Here is a 21,913-nt window from a genome sequence, read left to right as displayed (position 1 = left end):
CGATGTTCCCGCAGCGACACCGGTTCCGGGCGTTGCGCTACCCGGCATTAGCGCGCATCTGACGTCGGGATGTGCGCCTCGCGCGCGGCGCCGCTTCGACGATATGTCCATTTGGGGGCAACACAGCGTCTTTGCGCGATCTCGCGTCGGTCACTCGGTGCAACCGCTCGTAGGGCAGCAATTCCTTAATGCGCGCGTCAAGAGTCACGATCTCGGCGCGCAGATCTTCGCATTCCTGCCTCTGGATATCGAGCTGTATCTGGTCTGAAGCCAGTTGCAATGAAAGCTCCGATAGGTTGGTGCTGACCGCCGACAGGTTTTTCTTGTCGCCTTCGCTCTCGGTTTTGAGGGCGACAAGCCTTTCCTCCGCGATCCGGCGCTCGGTCGCGAAATCGTTAACCTGGGTTCTGAGCAGGGTGATCTCGGCGGAGGTTTCGCTGCTGTTGTTGGTTTCCTTCTCCAGCCTCGATCGCAACTCCTCTATCTCGGAACGCAGCCCGCGCATCTCCGCGTGGGCGCGCGCCCGTTCGGCAGCGCTGTCGCTTTCCACGATGCGGGCCGCCTCGGTTGCCTCGGCGAGCTTGGCATGCGTGGTCTCCAGTGACTTCTGCAGCCGGGCTCCTTCCTTCTCGTGCCTGCCAAGTTGCGCCAACAGCTCGGCTATGTGCGCGCTTTCGTTGGCGTGAGTTGCCGCGAACTCGTCCAGTTTATGCCGAGCCTCGGTCTCCCGCTTTTGCGCCTGCTCGAGCTCGACCGAAAGGCCGACCTGCTTTTCGCGCAGCAGCTTGTTCTCGCTTGCGCGTCTGTCGACCTCCACGGTTTTGACGGTCAGGGCATTGACGATCTCGCCGAACTGCGTTTCGCGCCTTGCACTCTCATGGCCCATTTCCACCAGCTCGAGCCGTGCCTTCGCAAGCGCTGTACGCAGCGACTCGCGGTCCTGGACTATGCCGGCCTCGCGCTGTTGCCAGACCTCGGCTGCACGGTCGAGTTCGCGCAGCTTGCGGCCGGTGTCGAGCAATTGTTCCGACAAGGTCTTGTGTTCCGTGGTCAAAGCGACATTGGCCAGTTCCAACTCGTTGGCCNAGGGTATCGCGATGCAGGACGTTCAGAATCTCGCGCGTCATGCGATGCGCGGTGGCTATCTCGGCCAATCTGGTTTCGATCTCTTCCAGGTGGCCTTGCCCGTCCCGGAAAAGCCCGGCGACGGCCTCCAGGGCAGCAAGCCGGGTCTGCGTGTGCGGTGTCAACCTCGCGGACGGCGCGTCGCTTTCGCCTTCAGCAGGGCCAGTGTCCTCGTTTGCCGGCACTTCCGCACCTTCCGAACCCTGCCCATCGGTCGAAAGGCAGTCCTCGATTGCTTCGGCCAGGTCCGATTGGAATTCCTGAAATTCCTTGTCTACGTTCTCGGCCCGCTTGATTAGAGATTTGAAACTCACCACGACACACCCCTTACGCTCACCTTAGGCTGGCCTCCGGGCACACTTAACGANTTGCTAATGTATCGCATCACCTTCCATTCCGAAAGAGGCGGCTGCCATGGCCGATCCCGACCAAGCCGGCCGCATGGTCGAGACCAGCGTGGCGAGGCGCAGCACCAGTCTGAGGAGACTCGAGGGTTGTCGTGCTTTGGCTATTTGTTCAGGCCCTGGGCGACATTCAGGCTGCTTACACCGCCGCCGCAAATGCCCTTAGCAGCCGCAGGATGAAATCGAAGAGGACGTGTATCTGCCCACCCAGTTCATAGCGTACTCAATCGTATCCAAACTCTTGTGCTGCCCGCTCAGCAACCCGAAGCCTGTGTCGGGAACCAGCTGCCCTTCGTGGAGTTGGCCTCCTCGCCGGTCCGAGCAGGACTGCATCCAGTTGGTCGAATTTCTCCGCCCTCGACCGCTTCGAGTCGGGCCTCGTGGAGCCAAAATCCAGGAAGCAAACTTTGCTTTGCCCCCTTGATAAATCCCCTCATCGCGGAGCCTGGTATTGGGCGTGAATTCATCAGCTCCCGATAAAGCGGTCACATCGGATGAGCGTTCGCGAGAAAGGGGTACCCCTTCTGTCCTTCAAATAGATCTTGCGGACCTGTCATCTTTTCGTTCCCTGACGGGCCAGACGCGAGAGTGAGCACACCATGGTTCATCGCCCAAACTGCAGCCTGCGTACGGTTGCGAACCCGAATCTTTCGAAGGATCGCCTTGACGTGTACCTTCACCGTAGCTTCGGCGATTCTAATCTCGCGCGCGATGGTTTTGTTGGACTCCCCTTCGACCAAACAACGTAGAATACATTTTTCCCTGTTTGACAAAATCGACAGGCCCCTCTCCACATTCTCGATTTTAGCAGCCGCGCTTGTCAAGTCATCTGTTACCGCATTATATTTAAGATCAGGCCTTATATCTTGAATAAACGCCGAAGGTTCCACAGGCAACACCATCTGTCCAAGCATAACCAATTCGAGAGCTTTGATGAACGTGTCGGAAGGAGCGGCTTTTGTCAAATACGCGTCAGCCCCCGCACGAAAAGCCGAAACTATATCGCTCGATCGACAGTGATCGGCTAGCACAACAACATGACTGTTCGCACAAATTGCCTTAAAGTGAGCAATCTGTGCGAATTCAGCATCTGCATCAGTACCGCCGACATCCATTATAAGTAAGATGGGCCGGTGCTGGGGTAGCGGCTTCTGCAGAAGATCGTGAACACAAGCCGCAGAAAAAAGAATACGAAACTTTGCTGTATCCAAGATTCGACTAAGGCCCTCTCGGAGTAACTCGCTCGGCCCGACGAGAACCGTTACAAAGGATTGTTTTGTCATCGTAGCTCCCCAGCCCGCCCGGTAAGGCGCTCGGCGCGCCAACCGCATTAACGTTAACGTTACGCTAGGAAAACCCTAAGCCAAAATACCGCCCTTAGGCGTAGGGCAGCATCGAGACTCGGGTTTCACAAGCCCGTGGCCTTGGGGAGGCATGATGCGGGCGCCACGGCGCCGCCATCGTGGCGTTGGACGCGCGGCAGTGAGGGTTGCCGGGGCTTGGTTTCCCGCGTTTCCCGCGATGCCGCTCCCGCGTGCCAGTTGCGTCGTTAGGGCGGCTCTTCGTTGCGTTGGATCGCCTTGCCATCAAAGAGGTTCTTCTGCAGCGCAGCACATTGGACGAGCTCGTCCAAGTCAGTGCTTCATCCATAGGGAGTGCCCACAAAGGGATAGTTGTGCCGCAGGCGGTGAAGGGCCACGATGAGGAGAGTCTTGCTCCGTCAACCCATGCTCGACCAGTTTGGGAGGCATGGTCACCAGAAGGTGAAAGCTACACGCCATGGCTACAGAGTACAATTCCTTGCCCGTCACTCCCTCGTCACAGGCCGGCGGCCGCAGGGGGACAAAGGCCGTCCTGCTGGTCTTTGGACTCTCCGGAGTCGCCGCCCTGGGAGGGGGCGCGGTCAGAAACTGGGAGCCCATCAACTGGAAGGTCATCGGGGCTGTTTCCAGAGCCGTGGCGCAGAAGGTCAACGATGCCTCCGGAGCCGCGGCGCAGAAGGTCGAGGATGTTTCCGGGGCCGTGGTGCAGAAGGTCGAGGATGTTTCCGGGGTCGTGGTGCAGAAGGTCGACGATGTCTCCGCAGCCGTGGTGCAGAAGGTGTCTGCTGCTATCGACAGCTGGCAAGATCAACCGGTTCGAGCCACGGCCGAACCCAGCGCGATCGTGTTGGGACCGGGTGCGTCGGCCGTAACGTTGGGGAGCGCCGCCCCTGCCGTCCCCACCAGTACCGAGCGCCCAAAAACCCTCAGCACGGGAACGGATGCGTCGACCGTGGCGTTGCTCGAACGCAACGCCGTCCCTGCCGTTCCCACCAGTGCCCAACGCCTCCTCAGTACGGCGCCGGACCTGCCAACCGGAAGCCAGTTCGGCGTCGGCGACCGCCTCAAGGTCGTGTTCTACGAGCGCGTCGACATCGAAGAAGACAAATGGGGGGGCGCGTCCTCAGCCTCGGCCCTACGCGGTATCGTGCAGCGTCCGGAGCTGAGCGGCGAGTATACTGTCCAAGAGGACGGCACGATTTCCTTGCCCTTGCTTGGCTCCATTCCGGTCGCCAACCGGTCGGCGCAACAGGTACAGGCCGACCTGGCGGCTACCTTCGAACAACTGCTGGGCCGCAAAGGACTGGTCAACATCCTGTCGCTGGAGCGCCCGCCCATTTACGTACTGGGGCCAGTCAAGAATTCGGGTTCGTTCAAGTACGCGCCCGGCATGACGATCCTGCACGCCATCGCGCTGGCCGGCGGCCTCGACCGGAGCCAGGGCGAGCCGTGGCAGAAGATTGAAGCCGTGCGTGAAACCCAGAGGCGGGGCGGGGCGATCGATGCAATTTCGAAGTTGCTCGCCCGCGTGGCGGTGCTGAAAGCCGAGCGCGACGGCACGGCGCCCAAGATCCCGCGCCAGTTGCTGGAGATCGCCGGCGCGACTGAAGCCGCCAACCTCGTCAGCGAGCAGAGCGACCGGCGCAAGGCCGTCGCCACGACCCGCAAGGATCGCGAGCGCACGATCTTGCGTGCACTGGAAGCGGCCAGGCAAGATGTTGCCGCGTATGGGCACATGGACTCACTCGATGAGCTCGTCAAGCTGCGCGAGGATCGCGTCAACAGCATGCGCACGCTCGTGAATCGCAACGTTCTCAGCATGACGGTGATGGATCAGGTCCGGAGCGAGTTGTCCGACGCACAACAGCGTCGGCAGGATGCCCTCAACCAGTACGCGATGGCCAAGCAGCGCCTTGCTTCGCTGGAGGCTGAGGCGTTGCAGACCCAGGCCGACCTCAGGAACGATCTGGAGGTTGAGATCGAGTCCACTGAGACCCAGATCGCAGCCAACACGCGCGACTTGAACGCCAGCGAAGGCGTCCTGGACACGTTGCCGATGAACCGCGCCCAGGCTGTGAACGCGAACAGCGTAACCTACCAAATCGTGCGGCAATCGGCAGCCGGGCCGGTCAGCATCGAGTCCCCCGGGATGACCCTGTTGCAGCCGGGCGACCTCGTCAACATAATAGTGGCCGAAGGCGAGCCGGACGCGCTGGGCGGTTCGCCGGTCTCGACCTCGTCCCTGACCGGCGAGAGCTCGCCGGCCGGGTCCACTCTCAACGATGCAGGACCTGGCAGCGAGGTGGCGGAGCAGCCAATCGGTCCGAATTGATGGCCGCAAGGAAACTGTTCTGCACGGCACGGTCTGCGTGAATGAACTCGTCGGGCCGACGTGGGAGCCGCAACGATCACTCGCCCACAGCTTCAGCCGTTTCACGAACGGGCATATCCGTCTCCGCCGAGTTCGAAGTGTGGCTTGGACTGCCCGCCGTGGGTACTCAGGAATAGGGTCTTCACTTCCCGCGCCGGCGATACGAAACTTCTATAAACAGGGCAAACCCCCGGGCGCTCCATGGCTGACCAGCAGCGCGCAACAAGGACAGGAGTTCGCGATGTCTCAGTCATCGGTGCACAACCCTAACGTGCGGCTTCTGTAGGACACGCCATGCCCCAGGATGCTGTTATCGATGTGACCGTGGAGGCCTTGCCGGACATCGCGAGACTTGAAGCCATTTGGAAGGAGCTCGAAGCCCGAGCAACTCACTCATTCTACCTGTCCTGGCTCTGGATCGGAACTTGGCTGCGGCATCTGCCGGGGGGCGCTCAACCACATATTCTGGTCGCCCGGACGTCAAGCAGAATCGTTGGGTTGGCGATTATTTGCCGGCGGAGCACCTGGAGCTTCGGGCCACATGCGCGGGCGCGTTGGCTACTCAATGAAACCGGCGATGTTCGTTTCGATCGATTGTTTATCGAGTACAACAACATTCTTGCGGAGCGATCCCTGGCCGATGCCACCAGGGTGGCATGCCTCGAGGCCTTAGCGCAGCACTTGCGCTACTCTGACCAGCTGGTGCTCTCGGGAATCGATCCGGACTTTGAGCTGGCCGCTTGCCGCACTGCGGGCCGGGCCGGGCTCCTTACCGATGTGAGAGCGGACGATACGGCGCGGTGGATCGATTTCGCAGAAGTCCGCCGGAAAGGCGGAAATTTCCGCGCCACCTTGGGCCGCAATACTCGGCAGGCGGTAAGCCGCGCCATGCGGTTATATACTGAACGCGGCCCCATTGCGTTCCAGACCATGGAAGGCACTTTGGAGGCGCTCGCCGCGTTTGATTTGCTGGCCGAGCTTCATCAGGCGCGGTGGGGACGCAAGGGCGCCTTTGCCAATCCGAGCTTCCGCCGATTTCACGAAGACCTCATTGCACTCGGAGTTCCCACTGGGACCGTGCGCATCTCGCGGACGTTGGCTGGGGACCAGACGATTGGGATCCTGTACAATTTCGTGCATGACGGCCGTGTTTACAACTACCAAAGCGGCTTTCTCTTTGAGCGCGACGGCCGGCTTAAGCCTGGGCTTATCAGCCATGTTCTGGCTATCGAGGACAGCATCGGACGCGGGGAGTGCAGCTACGATTTTCTGGCAGGCTTCTCGGGGCACAAGTCGCACCTGGCCAATGCGGAGCATCCCATGAAGTGGATCGCTATAGGCAGAGACGGTCCAGAGCGCCGCATCGAGGCAAAGTTGCGCGGTGCCAAGCGGGTGCTAGGGACCATTGCTGCGAACATGAAAGAGGCCATGGCTTGAAGCGCCAACCAAAGAAGGAGGGTCCATCTTCACTCTATATCGCCCACCGGACGAGCGCTGTTTGAAGCACAGCGCGGCGGGCTCTCTAGTCTATGTTTCAGCGTGGCGGAATTGGTAGACGCACCGCACTGTTGATGCGGCGCCGACAGGCTTGTAGGTTCGACTCCTACCGCTGGAGCCATCATTTTAGGTCGTTGAAGAAGGGCATTTCGGCCCCTTCTGCCCGACGCGCGAGTACTTTTGGTCCACCGATACGCCTCCCAGTAAAGAGATCACTGGAGCGCCAGTTCACTGTCAGTCCGGCAAGAGACATTTGGCAGTTTCGCCTCCGGGCATACCCCTTGCGAGCAGCGGTATGCCTGGGTGTTTTGACGTAGCCCATCCATACACCAAAATATCCACCAGGCGCTCCTTGCTTTCGCCCCTACGTGATTGTTTCATCGGGGAAAGCCGCATGAATGGCGCTTGCCGTTCATTTGAAAGAATTGCACTTGTGCGCATGAGCGCTCCCAGCGATCGGCATCCACGTATGACTCCTGACTGCTACCCTGAGCTCGACTTTATCGAATTTTCTGACGCGGGCGGGAACGATCGTCATGGCGTGGGCGCGAGCTGGAATTCTCATGCTGTCTCGGTTCGGCCGGAACATCGATTAATCGGCGTCAGTCAGCTTCTTGTGGAGCCGGCACCGCCCCCTCCAAACGTCTTGGGTAAAATCGAGCTGAGACCCGAGACCATAATGCCGGTTCTCGAGAATGATGGTTTAGAGATCCTGGCATTCATGCTCGATGTGGAGCCGAACGTCGTCCGCGAGATAGGTGTTTGCCTCAACGAAGAGGAACGGCGGCGCGCCGAGGGGTTGAGACTGGAGCGGGACCGCCGGCGCTTTGTCGCTACACGTGGGCGACTGCGTCAGGTCCTCGCTTCCAAACTGGGAATCTCGCCATCCGAGGTCGAACTAGAATATGGGCACCGAGGCAAACCACAGCTCTCGCACCGCATGGGTGCTCGCGATCTGTGCTTCAGCGTCTCACGATCCGGAGATGTCGCGGTCGTCGCCCTCTCGACCAGGCAGGAGGTCGGGGTGGACATCGAGGCAGTTCGCCCTGTGCCCGAAGCGGACGAGATCGCAGCGCTCTGCTTTTCCGCCTCCGAGTATGGGTCCTACACCGCCCTTGGTCCCGAAGACCGGCTGGAGGGCTTCCTCCGGCGCTGGACCCGGCTGGAGGCTATCTCCAAGGCCCTGGGGTGCGGCTTAGGACAGCCCTCTTCCTGGGATGAAGGGGATTGGGCTGTCCGTAGGTTCGTACCGAAACATGGGTACATCGGGACGGTGGTAGTCCGGAATTGGTAGTCCGGAATTGAAGTGCCCGCGATGCCATCATTCGCTTACGATGCACTGTGGATAAACGAGGGCACGCAAGTTCATTAACGGGGCAGCGCTCCACAACGGGCAGCGCTCCACTCACATGTCCGGGCGTACGGATGACGAGTTTCATGGTGAAACCGTCGTGCTGAGGGAGTTGGGATGCGGGTCGTGAATCATGAAGGAAGTGGTTCGGGAGGCCCTGTGTCGGCAAACGTGATGCACATCCCGGAGCTTCTCGCAAACCTCGCGGTCAAGGACATAAAGGTCTGGGTAGAGGGCGATCGGCTGCGGTGCAACGCCCCAGCTGGCACACTGACGGCGGAGTCTTCCGACCAGTTGCGGAACCGGAAGGGCGAAATCATCGCCTTTCTGAACATGGCCACGGCGGCGGCTCGGCAACAGCCTGCAATCATTCCCCTGCAGTCTCGTGGAACACGCACGCCCATTTATGCCGTACCCGGGCATATCGGCGCGCCCTTCTCATTCTCGGACCTGTCGAAGCACCTGGGCGGCGATCAACCGTTTTACGCACTCCAGCCGCCCGGCTTCGATGGGCAGAGCGAGCCGATGGACCGCGTCGAAGATATCGCCAAGTACTTCGCCCGCCAGATCGTCGAATATCAGCCCACTGGTCCGTACATCATCGCCGGGTACTGCTCCGGTGCTGCAACCGCTTTCGAGCTGGCGAAAATCCTGTGTGGACGCGGAGCGGAGGTCCCATGCGTAGCGCTGTTTGGCCCTCTTCACCCCACCACCTTTAGCAAATTGCCGCGTCTGCTGTATTTCAATGCTAGCCGTAGCGCCGATTCACTCCTGCGAGAGATGGCGAAAATGCCGACATTCGGTGCCCGTCTCCGACATTTCGGCAGTCGCCTGCGGAATCTCGGCGAGCGCGCCATCGTGACCCCCATTCGCAGAAGCAAAGAGCCTGTCACGTCAGATCCGGTGCTGGCGAGCAGAGCTCGGCTCAAATCCGCGGCGATCACGGCTTTGCGGCGGTACATTCCCACTCCGTATTCGGGTCGAGTATGCATATTCCTTCCGAACAAGGCCTGGATGCGATCGGGTGCAGCACCGCACCGCTGGCTTCGAGTGGTGCCCCATGCCGAATTCTATTTCGGGCCCGAGGACTGCAACGATACCCTTATGCTGGAGGAACCGGACGCACCTGCCATCGCAGAACTTTATCGCCAAGCAACCCAAAAAGCTGAACGATCTGCTATCGGGAGCGCATCTCATGAATGAAGTCCTACCTATCACGGCGGAGGGCGGAGCGCTTTCCCTGCTGAAAGATGCCGATCATCAGGCGCTGGTCGTCGAGTACAACGCCACGGCAGCGCCCTACCCGTCGGACAGGACGATCATCGATCTCTTCCTCGACCAGGCGATGCGTAATCCTGATGCCGAAGCGATCCGCTTCGGCGACGCAACGCTGACGTACCAGCAGCTCAACGAACGCTCCAACCAAATGGCTACGCATCTGAGCTCGACCGGCGTGGGGCAGGGCCGGATTACCGTTGTGTTCATGGAGCACTCCATTGAAGTCGTCGTCGCGATCTTAGGCGTCCTGAAGTCGGGCGCGGCCTATGTGCCGGTGGATGCGGCAACACCGAAGGGGCGTCTCGCAACAATCCTGAAGGACATTGCCAACGGGACCGACGGGCGGGCGCCGGTGGCGATCACTCAGACGCGCTTGCGGTCCGTCATTTCCCCGGACCTTGCCGACATTTTCGTGCTCGACGCCGATTTCGGGTCGATCTCGGCTCAGCCGGTCTCGGCCCGACCGTCGGCTGCCACTCCGCACGGCGCCGCCTACATCATCTTCACCTCCGGCTCGACCGGCACGCCCAAGGGCGTCGTGATCGAGCACCGGAACCTGGTGAATTACATCTGGTGGGCCGCTCGGGTGTACAGTTCCGGCGAACGTCTCGCATGGCCCCTTTTCTCATCCCTCGCCTTCGACCTGACCGTGACGACGCTCTTCACGCCACTCATCACCGGTGGCCGCATCGTGGTCTATCTTGGTGATCCCGGAATCCAGAGCATGGTCGTTCTCAAGGTCATCGACGACAATGCCGTCGATATTATGAAGCTGACGCCGGCGCATCTCGCGATGATCCGCGACCGCAATCTTGGGACCACAAGGCTGCGCAAGTTCATCGTGGGTGGCGAGGACTTCAAGACCGAATTGGCTCGCGATATCACGAAAGCCATCCCCCATCCTGTCGAGATCTACAACGAGTACGGACCAACCGAGGCCACGGTGGGCTGCATGATACACCGTTTCGACATCGACCGGGACCAAAGCTCATCGGTGCCGATCGGCGTTCCGGCCGCCAATGCGGGCATCTACGTCCTCAGCAAGGCACATCAGCCCACCTCCCCCGGCATTGTTGGTGAGATGTTCATTGCCGGCGACGGCTTGGCGAGGGGCTATTTCAATCGCCCTGACCTCACTGACGAACGTTTCCTTACGGCCGCCGATCCCCGAGATCGGTTTTCGCAGCTGCGGCTGTACAAGACCGGCGATCTCGCCCGCTGGAATGCGGAAGGGCGCCTGGACTTTCTCGGCCGCGCCGATCATCAGGTGAAGGTTGGTGGCGCGCGTGTCGAACTGGGCGAGATCGAAGCGCGGCTTCTGAAGCACCCGCACGTTCAGGAATGCGCTGTCGCTGCCATCGCCACCTCGGTGGTGAAATCGGCGACACAACTCGGCCATGTCGAACCGCCAGCGGTCGAAGACGGCATCGCACGACTTGTGGCCTACTATGTCTCGTCGAAACCTGTGACCGTTGCGGACCTGCGCGCCCACCTTGCCGAAGAACTCATGGAGTCCATGATTCCGACACACTATGTTCGCCTCGAACGGATGCCGCTCACGTCCAACGGGAAGATCGACCGCACCTCGCTTCCCGAACCGACGGCGGAAAACATCCAGCCTGCACAAGACTTCGCCGCTCCCTCGACGGAGACCGAGAAGATGGTGGCCGCGCTGTGGTGCGATCTCCTCCAGGTCGAGTCGATCGGCCGGGACGACAACTTCTTTGGCCTGGGCGGGCAGTCGCTGTTGGTGATGCGGGCGGTGTCAAAAATGCGAAAGACCTTCGGCGTCGACGTGCAGCTTCGCAATCTCTTCGAGCGCCCGACAGTGGCCGGACTGGCGGAAGTGATAGACGCAATGCGCTGGGTGGCCGATTCCAGAGCCCCTTCACTCGAGGGACCGAGAGAGGAAATCGAACTCTAGCTTTCGAACGGCCCTCCGAATGGCCTTGGGGCGGATGAAGATGATGGACAACGCTTGGGTACCGTCGCGAGGATCGGGGCTGCCGTGGACAACGGGGGAGTATGAACTCCTGCGGGACCAGGTCCGCCGGTTCGTCGAGGAGGAGATCAAGCCCTGTGCGGATCGCTGGGAAGAGGACGGGTTCGTTCCCCGTCCGGTCCTGCGCCGCATGGGCGAACTCGGCTTCTTCGGCATCCGCTACCCGGCCGAGTATGGTGGTGCCGAGATGGATGCGGTTGCATCGACGGTCTTCGCCGAGGAGCTCGGGCGCTCGACCTATGGCGGCGCCGCCGATGCGATGCTGGTCCATAGCGACATGGCTTCCATGTATGTCTTTCACGACGGGACCAAAGCCCAGCGGGCCCGCTGGATGCCGGGCATTGTCAGCGGCGAGGTGATCACCGCGGTCGCCATCACGGAGCCGGATGCCGGATCGGACGTGAAGGCCATCCATATGCGCGCGACCCGAGAGGGCGACTCTTACGTGCTCGACGGCACAAAGCTCTACATCACGAATGGCGTCCACGCAGATCTCTACTGCGTCGCCGCCAAGACCGATCCCTCGGCAGGAAGCAACGGAATCACGATGTTCCTGGTCGAGAAGGGCACGCCGGGCTTCAGCGTCGCCCGCGAGTTGGACAAGCACGGCTGGCGCTCCTCCGATACCGCGGAGCTCGTCTTCGACGGTTGCCGTATCCCCGCCGAGAGCGTGCTCGGCGCGGAGGGACAGGGCTTTTACTCCATGATGCGCAACTTCCAGAACGAGCGCCTTGTCCTCGCGGCCATGGCGATAGGGACGGCCCAGGCGGCGATCGATATGACCCTCGCCTGGGTGAAAGCTCGCCGCGCATTCGGGGGCGCCCTTTGGGACTTGCAAGCGATCCGTCAACGTCTCGCGATGCTTTCAGCGAAGGTGGAGGCAAGCCGCCAGTTTCTCTATGCCACCGCTTGGCGCATGGCGGCGGACCAAGATTGCATGCGCGAGATCTCGATGTTGAAGGCCATCTGCGGCGAACTGGTCAATGAGGTTGTCTATGCGTGCGTGCAGTTCCACGGCGCCATGGGCGTCATGCGCGAGAGTCCGATCGAGCGGATAATGCGTGACGCCCGCATCCTGTCCATCGCCGGCGGCGCAACGGAGGTGATGCTGGAGGTGGTCGCGTCGATGTCGTGAGCCCAATGCCGCCGCCACATCACGGGGGCTGTCGGTTGCGACTGGGTTGGACATACGCTTGAGCGGCTCCTGCAGCACTGCAGCAATGTGCTCATTTGGCCGAGTTCCAAGGCTTATCCGGAAGGAGTGCCCATGAAGGGTAGTTGTGCCGCTGGCGGTGAAGGATCACGATAAAGGCAGAGCCTTGCTAGTCGACCGTGCTCGACCAGTTCGGGATGGGATGCCCAGCATTGAAAGTGAAAGTCACATGCCATGGCCATGGGTATAGAAAACGATTCCGAGCCCGGGGCAGATCGAATGAGGGTCGTGAAGCTGAAGCCTGACTATGTCGCGATCCAGCGGCGCTGCAAGGACACACGGCCGCCCGACCACCTGATCGCGCACTACGAACTCGAACGCGGACTCGCGGATCGGCTACGGGGCGCCTCCCGCGACGAGCGTTCCCGAGTCTATTCCGAGGTCTATTCGGAACTGTTCAACAGCCTGCCGGACCATCCGCAAAAAGCCGCCGTCGGCTCGCGCCCAGACCGGATCGCGAAACAGGTCAGGGCCCTCTCGCCTCTGATGGGGCGCGGCGACGTGTACCTCGAGATCGGCTGCGGTGACGCCTCGCTGCCCTTCGCGCTGTCCGGGATCACCCGTGAGGTGCTGGGCCTCGATGTTACGGAGGCCCTGGTGGATTTCGCCGCCGCTCCGGCCAATTTCCGCTTCCTGAAGACGGAAGGGGTCGAGATCCCGCTCGCGGACAACTCCGTCGATCTGGCGCATTCGGACCAGCTCATGGAGCATCTGCACGTGGAGGATGCCGAGGCCCAGCTCCGGGAAATCCACCGGGTGCTTAGGCCCGGCGCGCACTATGTGTGCACGACCCCGAGCGCGATCACGGGGCCGCACGATATCTCGATTTATTTCGACGAGGTGGCGACGGGCATGCACATGCGGGAATACGACTATTGCTCACTGCGCTCCCTGATGCTCCAAGCGGGCTTTCGCCTGATCGAGTTCCCGCTGGTGTTCGGCGGATATTGGCTCGCTACGCCGCCCTACTGGCTCCTGCGCGGTATCGAAGTGGCTCTGCAACAGCTTCCGGCTCGGTTGCGGCGCAATCAATTGGCCGGCGTCCTGATGGGCATCACGGCAGTCGCCACCAAATAACAGCGCCGGACTTCAGACGCGCGGGGGCCCACCTGGCCTCGAGAGCGTCGGCGACCACGGGACGCGGAATCGGACAGCGCGCCAATCAGCACGCCGATGCCCAGGATCTCGAACTTCCCGAAGATCGACAGATCGAAGGCGAAAGGGTCAAATCGGCGTCACTAGAACAAGTGTTGGACAACAGGAATCGGGTCGCTTCGGGAACATCGCCACCACGGCTAGAGCATTTCACCGTTTCACGGAAACGGCGAACCGCTCTATCTCTTTGTTTTTACGCAATTCCGAACGGAAAACCATGTCACACTTTTCCTGGAATTGCTCTAGGGACCAGAACACCCCCAGCGCGCGCTGCCCGATGGGAAAGCGCTTCTGGCACACGGCCCGGCGAAGTGGTCGACCCAGTCCGATCACGACGGCCCGAAGGCCGTCCAATTGCGGTCGATAACCCTGTGCCACGATCGATGTCTCTTCACGTCTGGAGCCGCGACGCGGTCGGTTGTTCCCGCACAGGGCCGGCTGCAGAATCGAGGTTCGTCGCGAAGGCCAACATCAGGGCCGCACACGCACCCTCGATGCTGACGGCGAGCGTCCAGCCCAGGACCAGGCCTTGAAGTCCACCAAGTTTCGCTCCCGCGATCACCAGGCACAGCTCCAGCAATCCGCCAAGCGCGAACCAGCGAGATGCCTTGCGCATCCTGTCGCCCAACCGCGCCAGCGTGCAGGCATGAAATTTAAGCGTTGATCCCAACAGGCTGAAGCCGAGGAAGCGCAGGCTCGAACCGGCGATCTCAGGATAGGCTGGATTGAAGACTGCAAGGACCGTCTGCGAATAGGTGAAGATGAATACGGCGCAGACCAGCGAGAAGAGCAACGACGCCATCACCGATAAAAGGATGTCGTGTCTGGATTGTTTCGGGCTCGCTCTCACAACGGGGAACAGGGCCGTGGCCAAGGCCGCGGGAATCAACGAGGCCATGGAGACCAACATCCACAACGATACGAAGGCGGCATTGATGGCCGGCGACAGGAGAACCAGCACCAGGTAGGGCATGATGACGGCCGGGGCCTGCACGGCCACGTCGAGCGCGTAGTGGTCGAAGACCTTCTTGCGGAGCGTTTGGAGCAGCTGTAGGTCGGGAGGCCCAACGAGATGACGCGCACCGCCCCGCGTCAACAGGTCCACGCCGACGAGAGACGCCAGCAAGCCGGCCGCCCAGCTCAGAAGAATCGCGGCATTGGAGGTGTAGCCGCCAATCGCGGCGGCAGCGATCAGCATCAGCTTCAACGTGCCGAACAGCACTAGCCGGATCATCCTGCCGGAGCTGCGAAGGTTGCCCAGGAATGCCTGGTCGGCCACGACGGCAAGAACGGTCAAACCGCAGCCGAGGACGAACGCAATACCCTCGAACCAGCCGCCGATCAGCGCGGTCGAGCTGTAGAAGTACGCATGCCCGAGGACGAACAACAAGGCCAGGCCGACCGCCAGCGCCACCCCGACGCACGCTGCCGCGGCCACGAGGCCGCGCTCCTTGCCAGGATGGCGGACGATCTCGCCCACCAGCATGGTCCCGATCCCCGCCTCCCCCAGCATGCCGATAAGCCCCATCACGGACAGGAGGGCAGCGATGTTACCGATCACCTCCGGCGGAAACAGCCGCGCCGCGAGCCACCAATAAACAAACCCGAGAGCGGCCGCCGCAGCCGTTCCGATTGCGAGCGCGCCGGAATTCATCACAAGCGCGGCGTTCTCTCGAAGCTTTCGGCGCACGCGAATAATGGCCGTCCCGGCGCGGTCTACCGACATGATTGCTGTCCCGAACCTTGCGCCGGCACCGCGGACCTGCCGGCGGCTGGGCGCAGGACCTCCCGGTAAACCTGCTCGATCCGGGCCACGACCGCCCCAGCCTTGAGGCGCTCGACCCTGGCCAGGCTTGTCGCCTCCAGGCGGGCTAGCAAGGCGCGGTCGTCAAGAAGTGTCTGCATTGCGTTGGCGAGGGCGGGCGCGTTGCCGCTCGGCACGAGAAGGCCTGTTTCGCCATGATCGACGAGATCGGGCATGCCGCCGATGTCGGTTGCAACGACTGTCTTGCCGGACGCCATCGCTTCCATGATCACTGTCGCGCAGGCTTCTGGCCCCACCGATGGCAGCACGCCGAACAGTGAGCGCCGCCATGCATGCATGATAGCGGAATGCGGCCACATGCTGAAGACTCTAACGTTCGGCGGAAATTCGGTTGGCGTATCGGCGACCCGGCGCCCGACCAGGACCAGCGGCGGCGCCCGCTCCAGGCGGGCATAGGCTTGCAGGAGAACGTCAATGCCCTTGAGGCGCATCATGTCGCCGACGAACAGGATGAAGCCATCCCCGGGCAGTTCCCGCAGGCAGGCATCTTCCGGACCAAGCACCCCGACATCGTCGGGCACGAAGTTTGGGATGACGTCGTAAGGGGCGCGGCCTTGGGTGAGTCCGGTGTGACGGGCCACCGCGTGGCTGACCGCGATGAAGCGGTCCACCACGCGGCGAGCGGCGAAGCTCGACGCCCAGTTGCCCAAGGTGGTCACGGCTGCCTTCACCGCCCCGTAATGCCCCGTGGCGCAAGGCAGGCACTTGGCCGGCGCCGGGCCACTGCAGAGATGGACGCCCAAGTGCATGAAGTTCTTCTTGGCGCAGACAAGGCCGTAGTCGTGGAGCGTAACCACGAGGCGTGCCCCGCCCACGCCTTTGATTGGCAGGAGGGACGCGTAAATCCAGTTGTGGGCGTGAACGATATCCGGCTCCTCCCGGGCAACCAGCCGCTTCAGGGCAAGGACAAGTTCGGGATCCGGGAAGGGTGGTGCATGGCGGCGCTCGGGATCGGTATGCAGGCCCGACAGACGCTGGAGCGTGCCGCGCAGTCGATGCACGCGGACCGCGCCGTCCAGCTCGGTTTCGGGGGAGCCGGGATGCATCAAGGTCCCAACGCTGACATGATGGCCCCGCTGCGCCAGCGCTGCGCCGAGATTGCGGACGTGCCGCTCCTCACCCCCGATTACCGGAGGATAGAACTGCGATAGCAGCAGGATGCGCATGATCGAGCCTCTTTTCAGATGCGCGGCACCAGCGTCGAAACACTGCGATAGAGCCGGTTATCCGCCGGTCGATAGAGCCGCGCCTCGGCCATCTGGCGAGTTGCCAAGGCGGGTACCGGGATTTCTCGCGTCCAGGTGTCGCCCGGCACGACGGCGACCGATCGGAAAACGGCGAACGGTTGCCCATCAAGGGTGATTTCCACGTCGAATTGCTGAGGTTCGGCCTCGGCGCTCCTGATCCCGACGGTGATCCGGCGGGACTCGCCACCGGCCGATGGCAACAGCCAAAACTCGGTGTATTTGAATTCCCGGTGGACCGCTTCGTCCCGGACGGCCAGCGCATAGGCTCCGTTCGCAATAAGCACCGCCAGCATGAGCACGGCTCCCTGCCAAAGCCGGACCCGCGCTGGACCCGGCCAGGCTGGCAGATCGGGAGTGTCGCGGCGGACGGCGGCCACCAGTGCCGCGGCGGCCGTCACGGCCCAGAACCACAGCGCCCAGCCGAGCGGCGCAAGGAAGCCTGCCGCGTTCAGGGCAAAGCCCCCGGCGATGCATGCGGCGAGGCTTGCTCCGACCGCGTAGACGAAGTGTTGCGCAAAGGAGGTGGTCTTGACGCCAATGGCCCGCAGCACCGTGTGGCCAGGGACGAGGAACACCATGGGCGCGCCCAGGGCGGTACGGAGGAGCACGCTGTCGCTGACCGCAACGGCCGCCACAGCGGCCCCCGCCCACAGGCAGCCGGCCAGAAGGTCCCGCTTGCTACGAATTTTCATGCAATCCCCTCACGTCGTAGATGACGATCCAGCCATTGTCGTAGATGCGGGTGACGCCCTTGACGTCATTGAACTTGAGCAGCGCCGCGCCCGAGAGCGGTCCCTTCTGCCGCTGCCACGGCTGAAAGTAAAAGCCGAGCACCGGCGGAGCCGTCGTCAGGCGCAGGTCCATCAGCAGGAAATCAATGTCGCCTCCTGCCAAGGCCCAAAACTCATCAGGCTCCAACGTCTCGGTCTCGAATATGCGCGCGGTATCGACGCCTTCTCTGATCTCGACCCTGACGTCCTGCCGACCGTAGCTCGCAAGCAGAAGGCGGTTGATGCGGTCGGTGGTGAAGCGGTTGCCGGCACCGAGCCATTCCTTGGTCCAGCGCGCCGTTTCGATCCCCATCGGTTCGATCGACTCCTGATCTGCGGCCACCCTGTAGCGCCCGTGGATCGGATTGAGCGAAGAGCTCATGAGGCCGCCCAGGACGATGACCGACAGAGCAACGGCCGGAGCGACGCGGCGCAACCCGCGTGGCGCGCGCCCTTCCCAGAAGTGGACGACGCTCACAGCGACGACCAGCCCGACGCCGATGAAAACGAACGTTCCCATGCGGTTTCCGATTTCCCATCCGGCGCTGGTCAACCGGAACGCCACCGAGACCGGAAACCCGAAGGCCAACAAGGTGAGGAGTATGATGCGGCTTTCGTGCCAGCGACGTTTGAGAATGTCCTGGATCGGACGCCAACCGGACCGCGCACCACCAGGCGCTGCCATGGCCAGCGACCGAAAGAATCCCGTTGCCAGTCCGAGTGCCACCAGCAGGAGCGCGAGCAAGGTGGTCAGCCGCATGTAGAGGGCCTTGTCCGGCACTCCGAGGTGCTCCAACCGTGGGGCGGGGCCCATCACCTTCCTGAGCAATGAGTCGAAGCCGGACTCAATCACCGGGCCGAGATAGGCTGCGAGAGGGATGCCACGGGCCTGCACCCACAGCGACGGCAGGGTTATGGCGAGGATCGCCGCGAGGCCCACCGCAGTGCTGGTCTTGATGCGCAAGGGGTCGTGCCGGCGCCAAGCCTCCAGCGCCGCCAGCGATCCGAAATAGATGGCGGCGAAAGCGGCCGAGAGGTGATGTGTGACCGCGAGGCTTGCCAACAGCAACGCAATCAGCCCGAGCGACTTCAACCTCGCTCGCCCGACAAGATCCTTGGACGCTGCTTCGACAGCGAAGGTCAGCACGCACAGCACTATGCCGAGGCTCTCGTAGGCGAACATCGAGTCGAACAGGAAAAAGGTTGAGCAGCCCATATAGGCCAGACAGGCGATGGCCGAGATACGCGGCGATCCGGCGATGCTTTCAAGGAACAGAAACAGGGCACCGATGAACGTGCCCTTGAGGATGACCAGCAAGAGCGTCGCCGCCGCAAACAAAGGCAGTCCCGTAAGATTGACGATCGCCGTCGCCACTATTTCCAGAGCCGGGTACGTTGGCCCGATCGGTAAGAGCGGGTTGGATAGGAACAACCGGCGGGCGGCGATGAGATCTTGGGCCGCGATCCAGTGCAAGACTTCGTCGTAGCCGCCGAAGCTGGTCGGGGAATAGACGATCTTGCAATACAAGAAAGCTTCGGCAAGCAGGAACAGGAGGAAAAGGCGCTCAGCCCGGGCTGTTGTCGGCCAGGCGATACGAAGGCTGGTTGGGACGACCAAGAGGACGACACCGGACCAAAAGAACAGCGGCGCCACGTCATACCCACGGCGCCCGGCCGCGTGCCCAGCCACGACCAGGAGTAGAGCCGCGGCGGTCGCCAGGCACAGAACCGCGATCCATCCGGAGTTGGCCCGTTGCAGCGGGGGATCGGCGCTGCCGCCGCCAAGGTCAGGACCGATAACGGCCGACACGAACCGTATCCCGGCCCTGATCGGGTTTATCCTGGCGCCCGCAGTGAAATGAGCCGATATCATCCGCCTCATGCCCCCGTCTCGCGAGGCCACGACATCACCCCACCGGGGTGCAATCGGACCGCGGATCGGTTGCTCAGGACATCGCGATAAACGTCGTTCAGCGCTTGCGCGCAGGCATCCCAGTCGGGCAGCGCCAGATCCGGAACCTCCCGATGGGCCTCCAGTTCCCCGGCCAGGGCGTCGGCCAGCTCCCCCGGACCGGCGTTGCACGAAATCGCCCGGCACAGGCCATTGGCGGCCAGCTCCCGCAGGCCCGACGTGTCGCTGACGAGGACCGGACGGCGCAGCGACAGGGCTTCCATCACGGCGACCGGATGGGCTTCGTACTCGCTGAACAGCACGAACAGCCCGGCACTCGCCAGCAGGTCTGCCATTTTCTGCCGCTCGGATCCGGGGATGGCTGCGATAGTGACCCGCTTCTCGAGGCCGAGCGCTGCGACGAGGCGCCGCAATTCTCTCTCGTACGGCCCTGTACCGACGATGTGCAGCCGCACGTCCGGTACCCGGCGGATCAGTTTGGGCAAGGCCGCGATCGCCCGATGATGGCCCTTGTAGCGCTCCAGCCTGCCGCTCGAGACGATCAGGTGTGGATCGACCTTGACGCCGGGGCTAGGAGCCGGCATCGCGGCGCCGTTCGGGATGACGACAAACCGCTCCCGCGGCACGCCCATCCTCGAGCTGAAGAAGTCGGCTTCGAATTCGGAGACGCCGATCAGCCGCGCGGCCCGGGCTACCAGCGGCCGGAGCAGCGTTTGCTGGGTGCTGCGTACGGCGTTGCGCAGCCGGGAGGAATGCCCGCCGCTGTGGAAGGTCAGGACGAACGGCAGGTGCCCGCGGACGGCCGCAAGCAGCCCGATCGGCGCCACGAAACTGCTGTAACCCTGGAAGTGGACCAGATCCCAAGCGCCGCGCCGGATCGCGGTATAAATGCCAGGTGCCACATAGAGGTCCAGTTTCCTTGGCCAGGCCGGCACGCGCCGCACACGCATGCCGCGCACCTCCTCCTCAACCGGCAGTTCCCCCGAGGGATCGGTAGTGAGCACGTCGACTGCGTGGCCACGCGCGACCAAGCGGGGACCGACCTCCTGGATGTGGGTTTCAGTGCCGCCCATGAAGGGGTAGCAGCGAGCGGCAACCATCAGGATTCGCATCAGGATTACCCGCCGTCATCACAGGCTGTCGCGCCTCGCCTGTGCTGTTGGTGCACCCTTTCACGCAGGATGGTCTTGAGGACGCGCCAGCCGTCCGGGATGGCGCGCAGATGGCTCACTCCACTGATGCGCGGAGCCTCGAAACTCGCCACCTCGACGATGTTGAGGTGGTTCTTCAATGCCCGTACGTTGATGAGGGTCTCAATCTCGAAGCCATCGCAGTCGCAATTCAGCGTGCCGACGTGCTTGGTCCAGAAGGCGATGTATCCGTAGCACAAATCGGAGAACCAACCGCCATAGAGCAGCCGCACGAACAGGGTCAACCCCCTGTTGCCGAACATCCGGAACAGCGACATGTCGTCGGTACCGGCGCCCTGGATAAAGCGTGACCCCTTGACGAGATCCGCGCCGGCCATCAGCGCACTGACAAAGACAATCGCCTGCTCCGGGACCATGGAGCCGTCAGCGTCCAGCATCACGATGATGTCGCCCGTGGCGGCCCGGAATCCCGCTTGCAGTGCAGCGCCCTTGCCCAGCCGGGGTTCCATGACAACCTTCACGTCCGCGCGCAGGCGGCGCGCGACCGCGACCGTGTCATCAGTCGAACGACCATCCACGACAATAATCTCATGCGCCCAGTCGGGGATGCGCGGCAGAAGCCAAGGGAGGTTCTCGGCTTCATTGAGTGTCGGGACGATAAAGCTCACTCGGGGCAGAGTCACTGCTCGCTGCAGCGCAAAATCAATCGGGTCGGGCGGCAATACGGCACCGACATGGGCGAGATTGCTGGGGAGACGCTCATTCATGGCAGCGCTGTGACGTCGAGTAGTGGAACCCAACGGACGGGCTGAAAGTGCGCCAGGACTGCCGGTGTCGTGCCAGGTAATAGGCCCCGTACACGTATCGACATGCTAGGCCGAAGCTGTTCGCGGCAGTGCGAATGCAATGCAGGCCGGGACTGGAACGGATCTGAGCAACATACCGGTGATCATGTTGTCCTTCCATGACCGATGAGCTTCCCGAAAGTCCGGTGCTCCGCATGGCGCGCACGCAAATGCACTGCCGGCCACAAGTCGTGGGGACCATTTCCAATAATCGCCACATCCACGGGTGTACTCCAACCATTTGCGGACTCCGGACCAAAATGAAATGAAGATGAGATGCACGAAGATTGGTACGCTTGTCGCCGGCCCTTAAAGCGCTTGTGGCTGGCCCCTAAAGTTTTTGTTGTTGTGCGAGCTTTACCGGTGAAGAAATGAAATGAAAGGGAGATGGGTGGTTAGCAAAAGACAATAGAAGACTAACTCTTTTGGGGTATCCTTTCGGGTT

General features: G+C 62.1%; 15 protein-coding genes and 1 tRNA gene. 8 read left to right on the top strand and 8 right to left on the bottom strand.

Going from position 1 to position 21,913, the window contains the following annotated elements; genetic code table 11:
- Window positions 1–37: 37 nt before the first annotated feature.
- Together X741_RS01000000166335 and X741_RS159880 are read right to left on the bottom strand one after the other, a co-directional pair.
- A complete protein-coding gene (locus X741_RS01000000166335; protein WP_245272663.1) occupies window positions 38–1,075 on the bottom strand; it encodes a hypothetical protein in 1,038 nt (345 codons plus the stop codon).
- Window positions 1,076–2,014: 939 nt separating this feature from the next.
- A complete protein-coding gene (locus X741_RS159880; protein WP_023776749.1) occupies window positions 2,015–2,812 on the bottom strand; it encodes a response regulator transcription factor in 798 nt (265 codons plus the stop codon).
- Window positions 2,813–3,329: 517 nt separating this feature from the next.
- Between X741_RS159880 and X741_RS159885 the strand changes: the two genes are divergently transcribed.
- The 8 genes from X741_RS159885 to X741_RS159915 all read left to right on the top strand — a co-directional run bounded on the left by X741_RS159885 (window position 3,330) and on the right by X741_RS159915 (window position 13,640).
- Window positions 3,330–5,183, top strand: coding sequence for a polysaccharide biosynthesis/export family protein (locus X741_RS159885; protein WP_198023934.1), 1,854 nt, complete (start codon window positions 3,330–3,332; stop codon window positions 5,181–5,183).
- 333 nt (window positions 5,184–5,516) lie between these two features.
- Window positions 5,517–6,659, top strand: coding sequence for a GNAT family N-acetyltransferase (locus X741_RS159890; protein WP_084018345.1), 1,143 nt, complete (start codon window positions 5,517–5,519; stop codon window positions 6,657–6,659).
- Between the two features lie 96 nt (window positions 6,660–6,755).
- Window positions 6,756–6,840 (top strand) — tRNA-Asn (locus X741_RS159895).
- 273 nt (window positions 6,841–7,113) lie between these two features.
- The gene (locus X741_RS23680; RefSeq protein ID WP_245272662.1) at window positions 7,114–8,013 is read left to right on the top strand and encodes a 4'-phosphopantetheinyl transferase superfamily protein; all 900 of its coding nucleotides are present in this window, start codon (window positions 7,114–7,116) and stop codon (window positions 8,011–8,013) included.
- A 216-nt stretch (window positions 8,014–8,229) separates the two neighbouring features.
- Complete coding sequence (locus X741_RS159900) at window positions 8,230–9,273, top strand: thioesterase domain-containing protein (RefSeq protein ID WP_245272661.1); 1,044 nt, start codon at window positions 8,230–8,232, stop codon at window positions 9,271–9,273.
- Window positions 9,266–11,272: a non-ribosomal peptide synthetase gene (locus X741_RS159905; RefSeq protein WP_023776744.1), complete on the top strand. Its 2,007-nt coding sequence runs from the start codon at window positions 9,266–9,268 to the stop codon at window positions 11,270–11,272. Before X741_RS159900 ends, X741_RS159905 begins: the two co-directional genes overlap by 8 nt.
- A gap of 34 nt (window positions 11,273–11,306) precedes the next feature.
- A complete protein-coding gene (locus tag X741_RS159910) occupies window positions 11,307–12,485 on the top strand; it encodes an acyl-CoA dehydrogenase family protein (RefSeq protein WP_084018370.1) in 1,179 nt (392 codons plus the stop codon).
- A 297-nt stretch (window positions 12,486–12,782) separates the two neighbouring features.
- Window positions 12,783–13,640, top strand: a complete 858-nt coding sequence (locus X741_RS159915) for a class I SAM-dependent methyltransferase (protein ID WP_023776742.1) — start codon at window positions 12,783–12,785, stop codon at window positions 13,638–13,640.
- 469 nt (window positions 13,641–14,109) lie between these two features.
- Here X741_RS159915 and X741_RS159925 read toward each other — a convergent pair whose 3' ends face one another.
- The 6 genes from X741_RS159925 to X741_RS0134205 form a co-directional block, all read right to left on the bottom strand.
- Entirely contained in the window at window positions 14,110–15,444 is a 1,335-nt protein-coding gene (locus X741_RS159925) for a hypothetical protein (protein ID WP_156937846.1), read from the bottom strand.
- Window positions 15,435–16,709 carry a glycosyltransferase family 4 protein gene (locus tag X741_RS0134210; protein ID WP_051410406.1) on the bottom strand — a complete coding sequence of 425 codons (1,275 nt, stop codon included), beginning with the start codon at window positions 16,707–16,709 and terminating at the stop codon, window positions 15,435–15,437. The genes X741_RS159925 and X741_RS0134210 overlap by 10 nt, the downstream gene beginning before the upstream one ends.
- A 14-nt stretch (window positions 16,710–16,723) precedes the next feature.
- Window positions 16,724–17,482: a DUF1616 domain-containing protein gene (locus tag X741_RS159930; RefSeq protein WP_023776738.1), complete on the bottom strand. Its 759-nt coding sequence runs from the start codon at window positions 17,480–17,482 to the stop codon at window positions 16,724–16,726.
- Window positions 17,469–19,370, bottom strand: coding sequence for a hypothetical protein (locus X741_RS159935; RefSeq protein ID WP_156937845.1), 1,902 nt, complete (start codon window positions 19,368–19,370; stop codon window positions 17,469–17,471). The genes X741_RS159930 and X741_RS159935 overlap by 14 nt, the downstream gene beginning before the upstream one ends.
- Window positions 19,371–19,438: 68 nt before the next feature.
- A complete protein-coding gene (locus X741_RS159940) occupies window positions 19,439–20,584 on the bottom strand; it encodes a glycosyltransferase family 4 protein (protein ID WP_023776736.1) in 1,146 nt (381 codons plus the stop codon).
- Window positions 20,585–20,589: 5 nt separating this feature from the next.
- Window positions 20,590–21,390 carry a glycosyltransferase family 2 protein gene (locus X741_RS0134205; protein ID WP_023776735.1) on the bottom strand — a complete coding sequence of 267 codons (801 nt, stop codon included), beginning with the start codon at window positions 21,388–21,390 and terminating at the stop codon, window positions 20,590–20,592.
- Between the last annotated feature and the right edge of the window lie 523 nt (window positions 21,391–21,913).

The organism is Mesorhizobium sp. LNHC221B00 (assembly GCF_000502935.1).
Lineage (GTDB): Bacteria > Pseudomonadota > Alphaproteobacteria > Rhizobiales > Rhizobiaceae > Mesorhizobium > Mesorhizobium opportunistum.
Note: the sequence above shows the minus strand (reverse complement) of the source record. Positions and strands in the feature narration are given on the sequence as shown.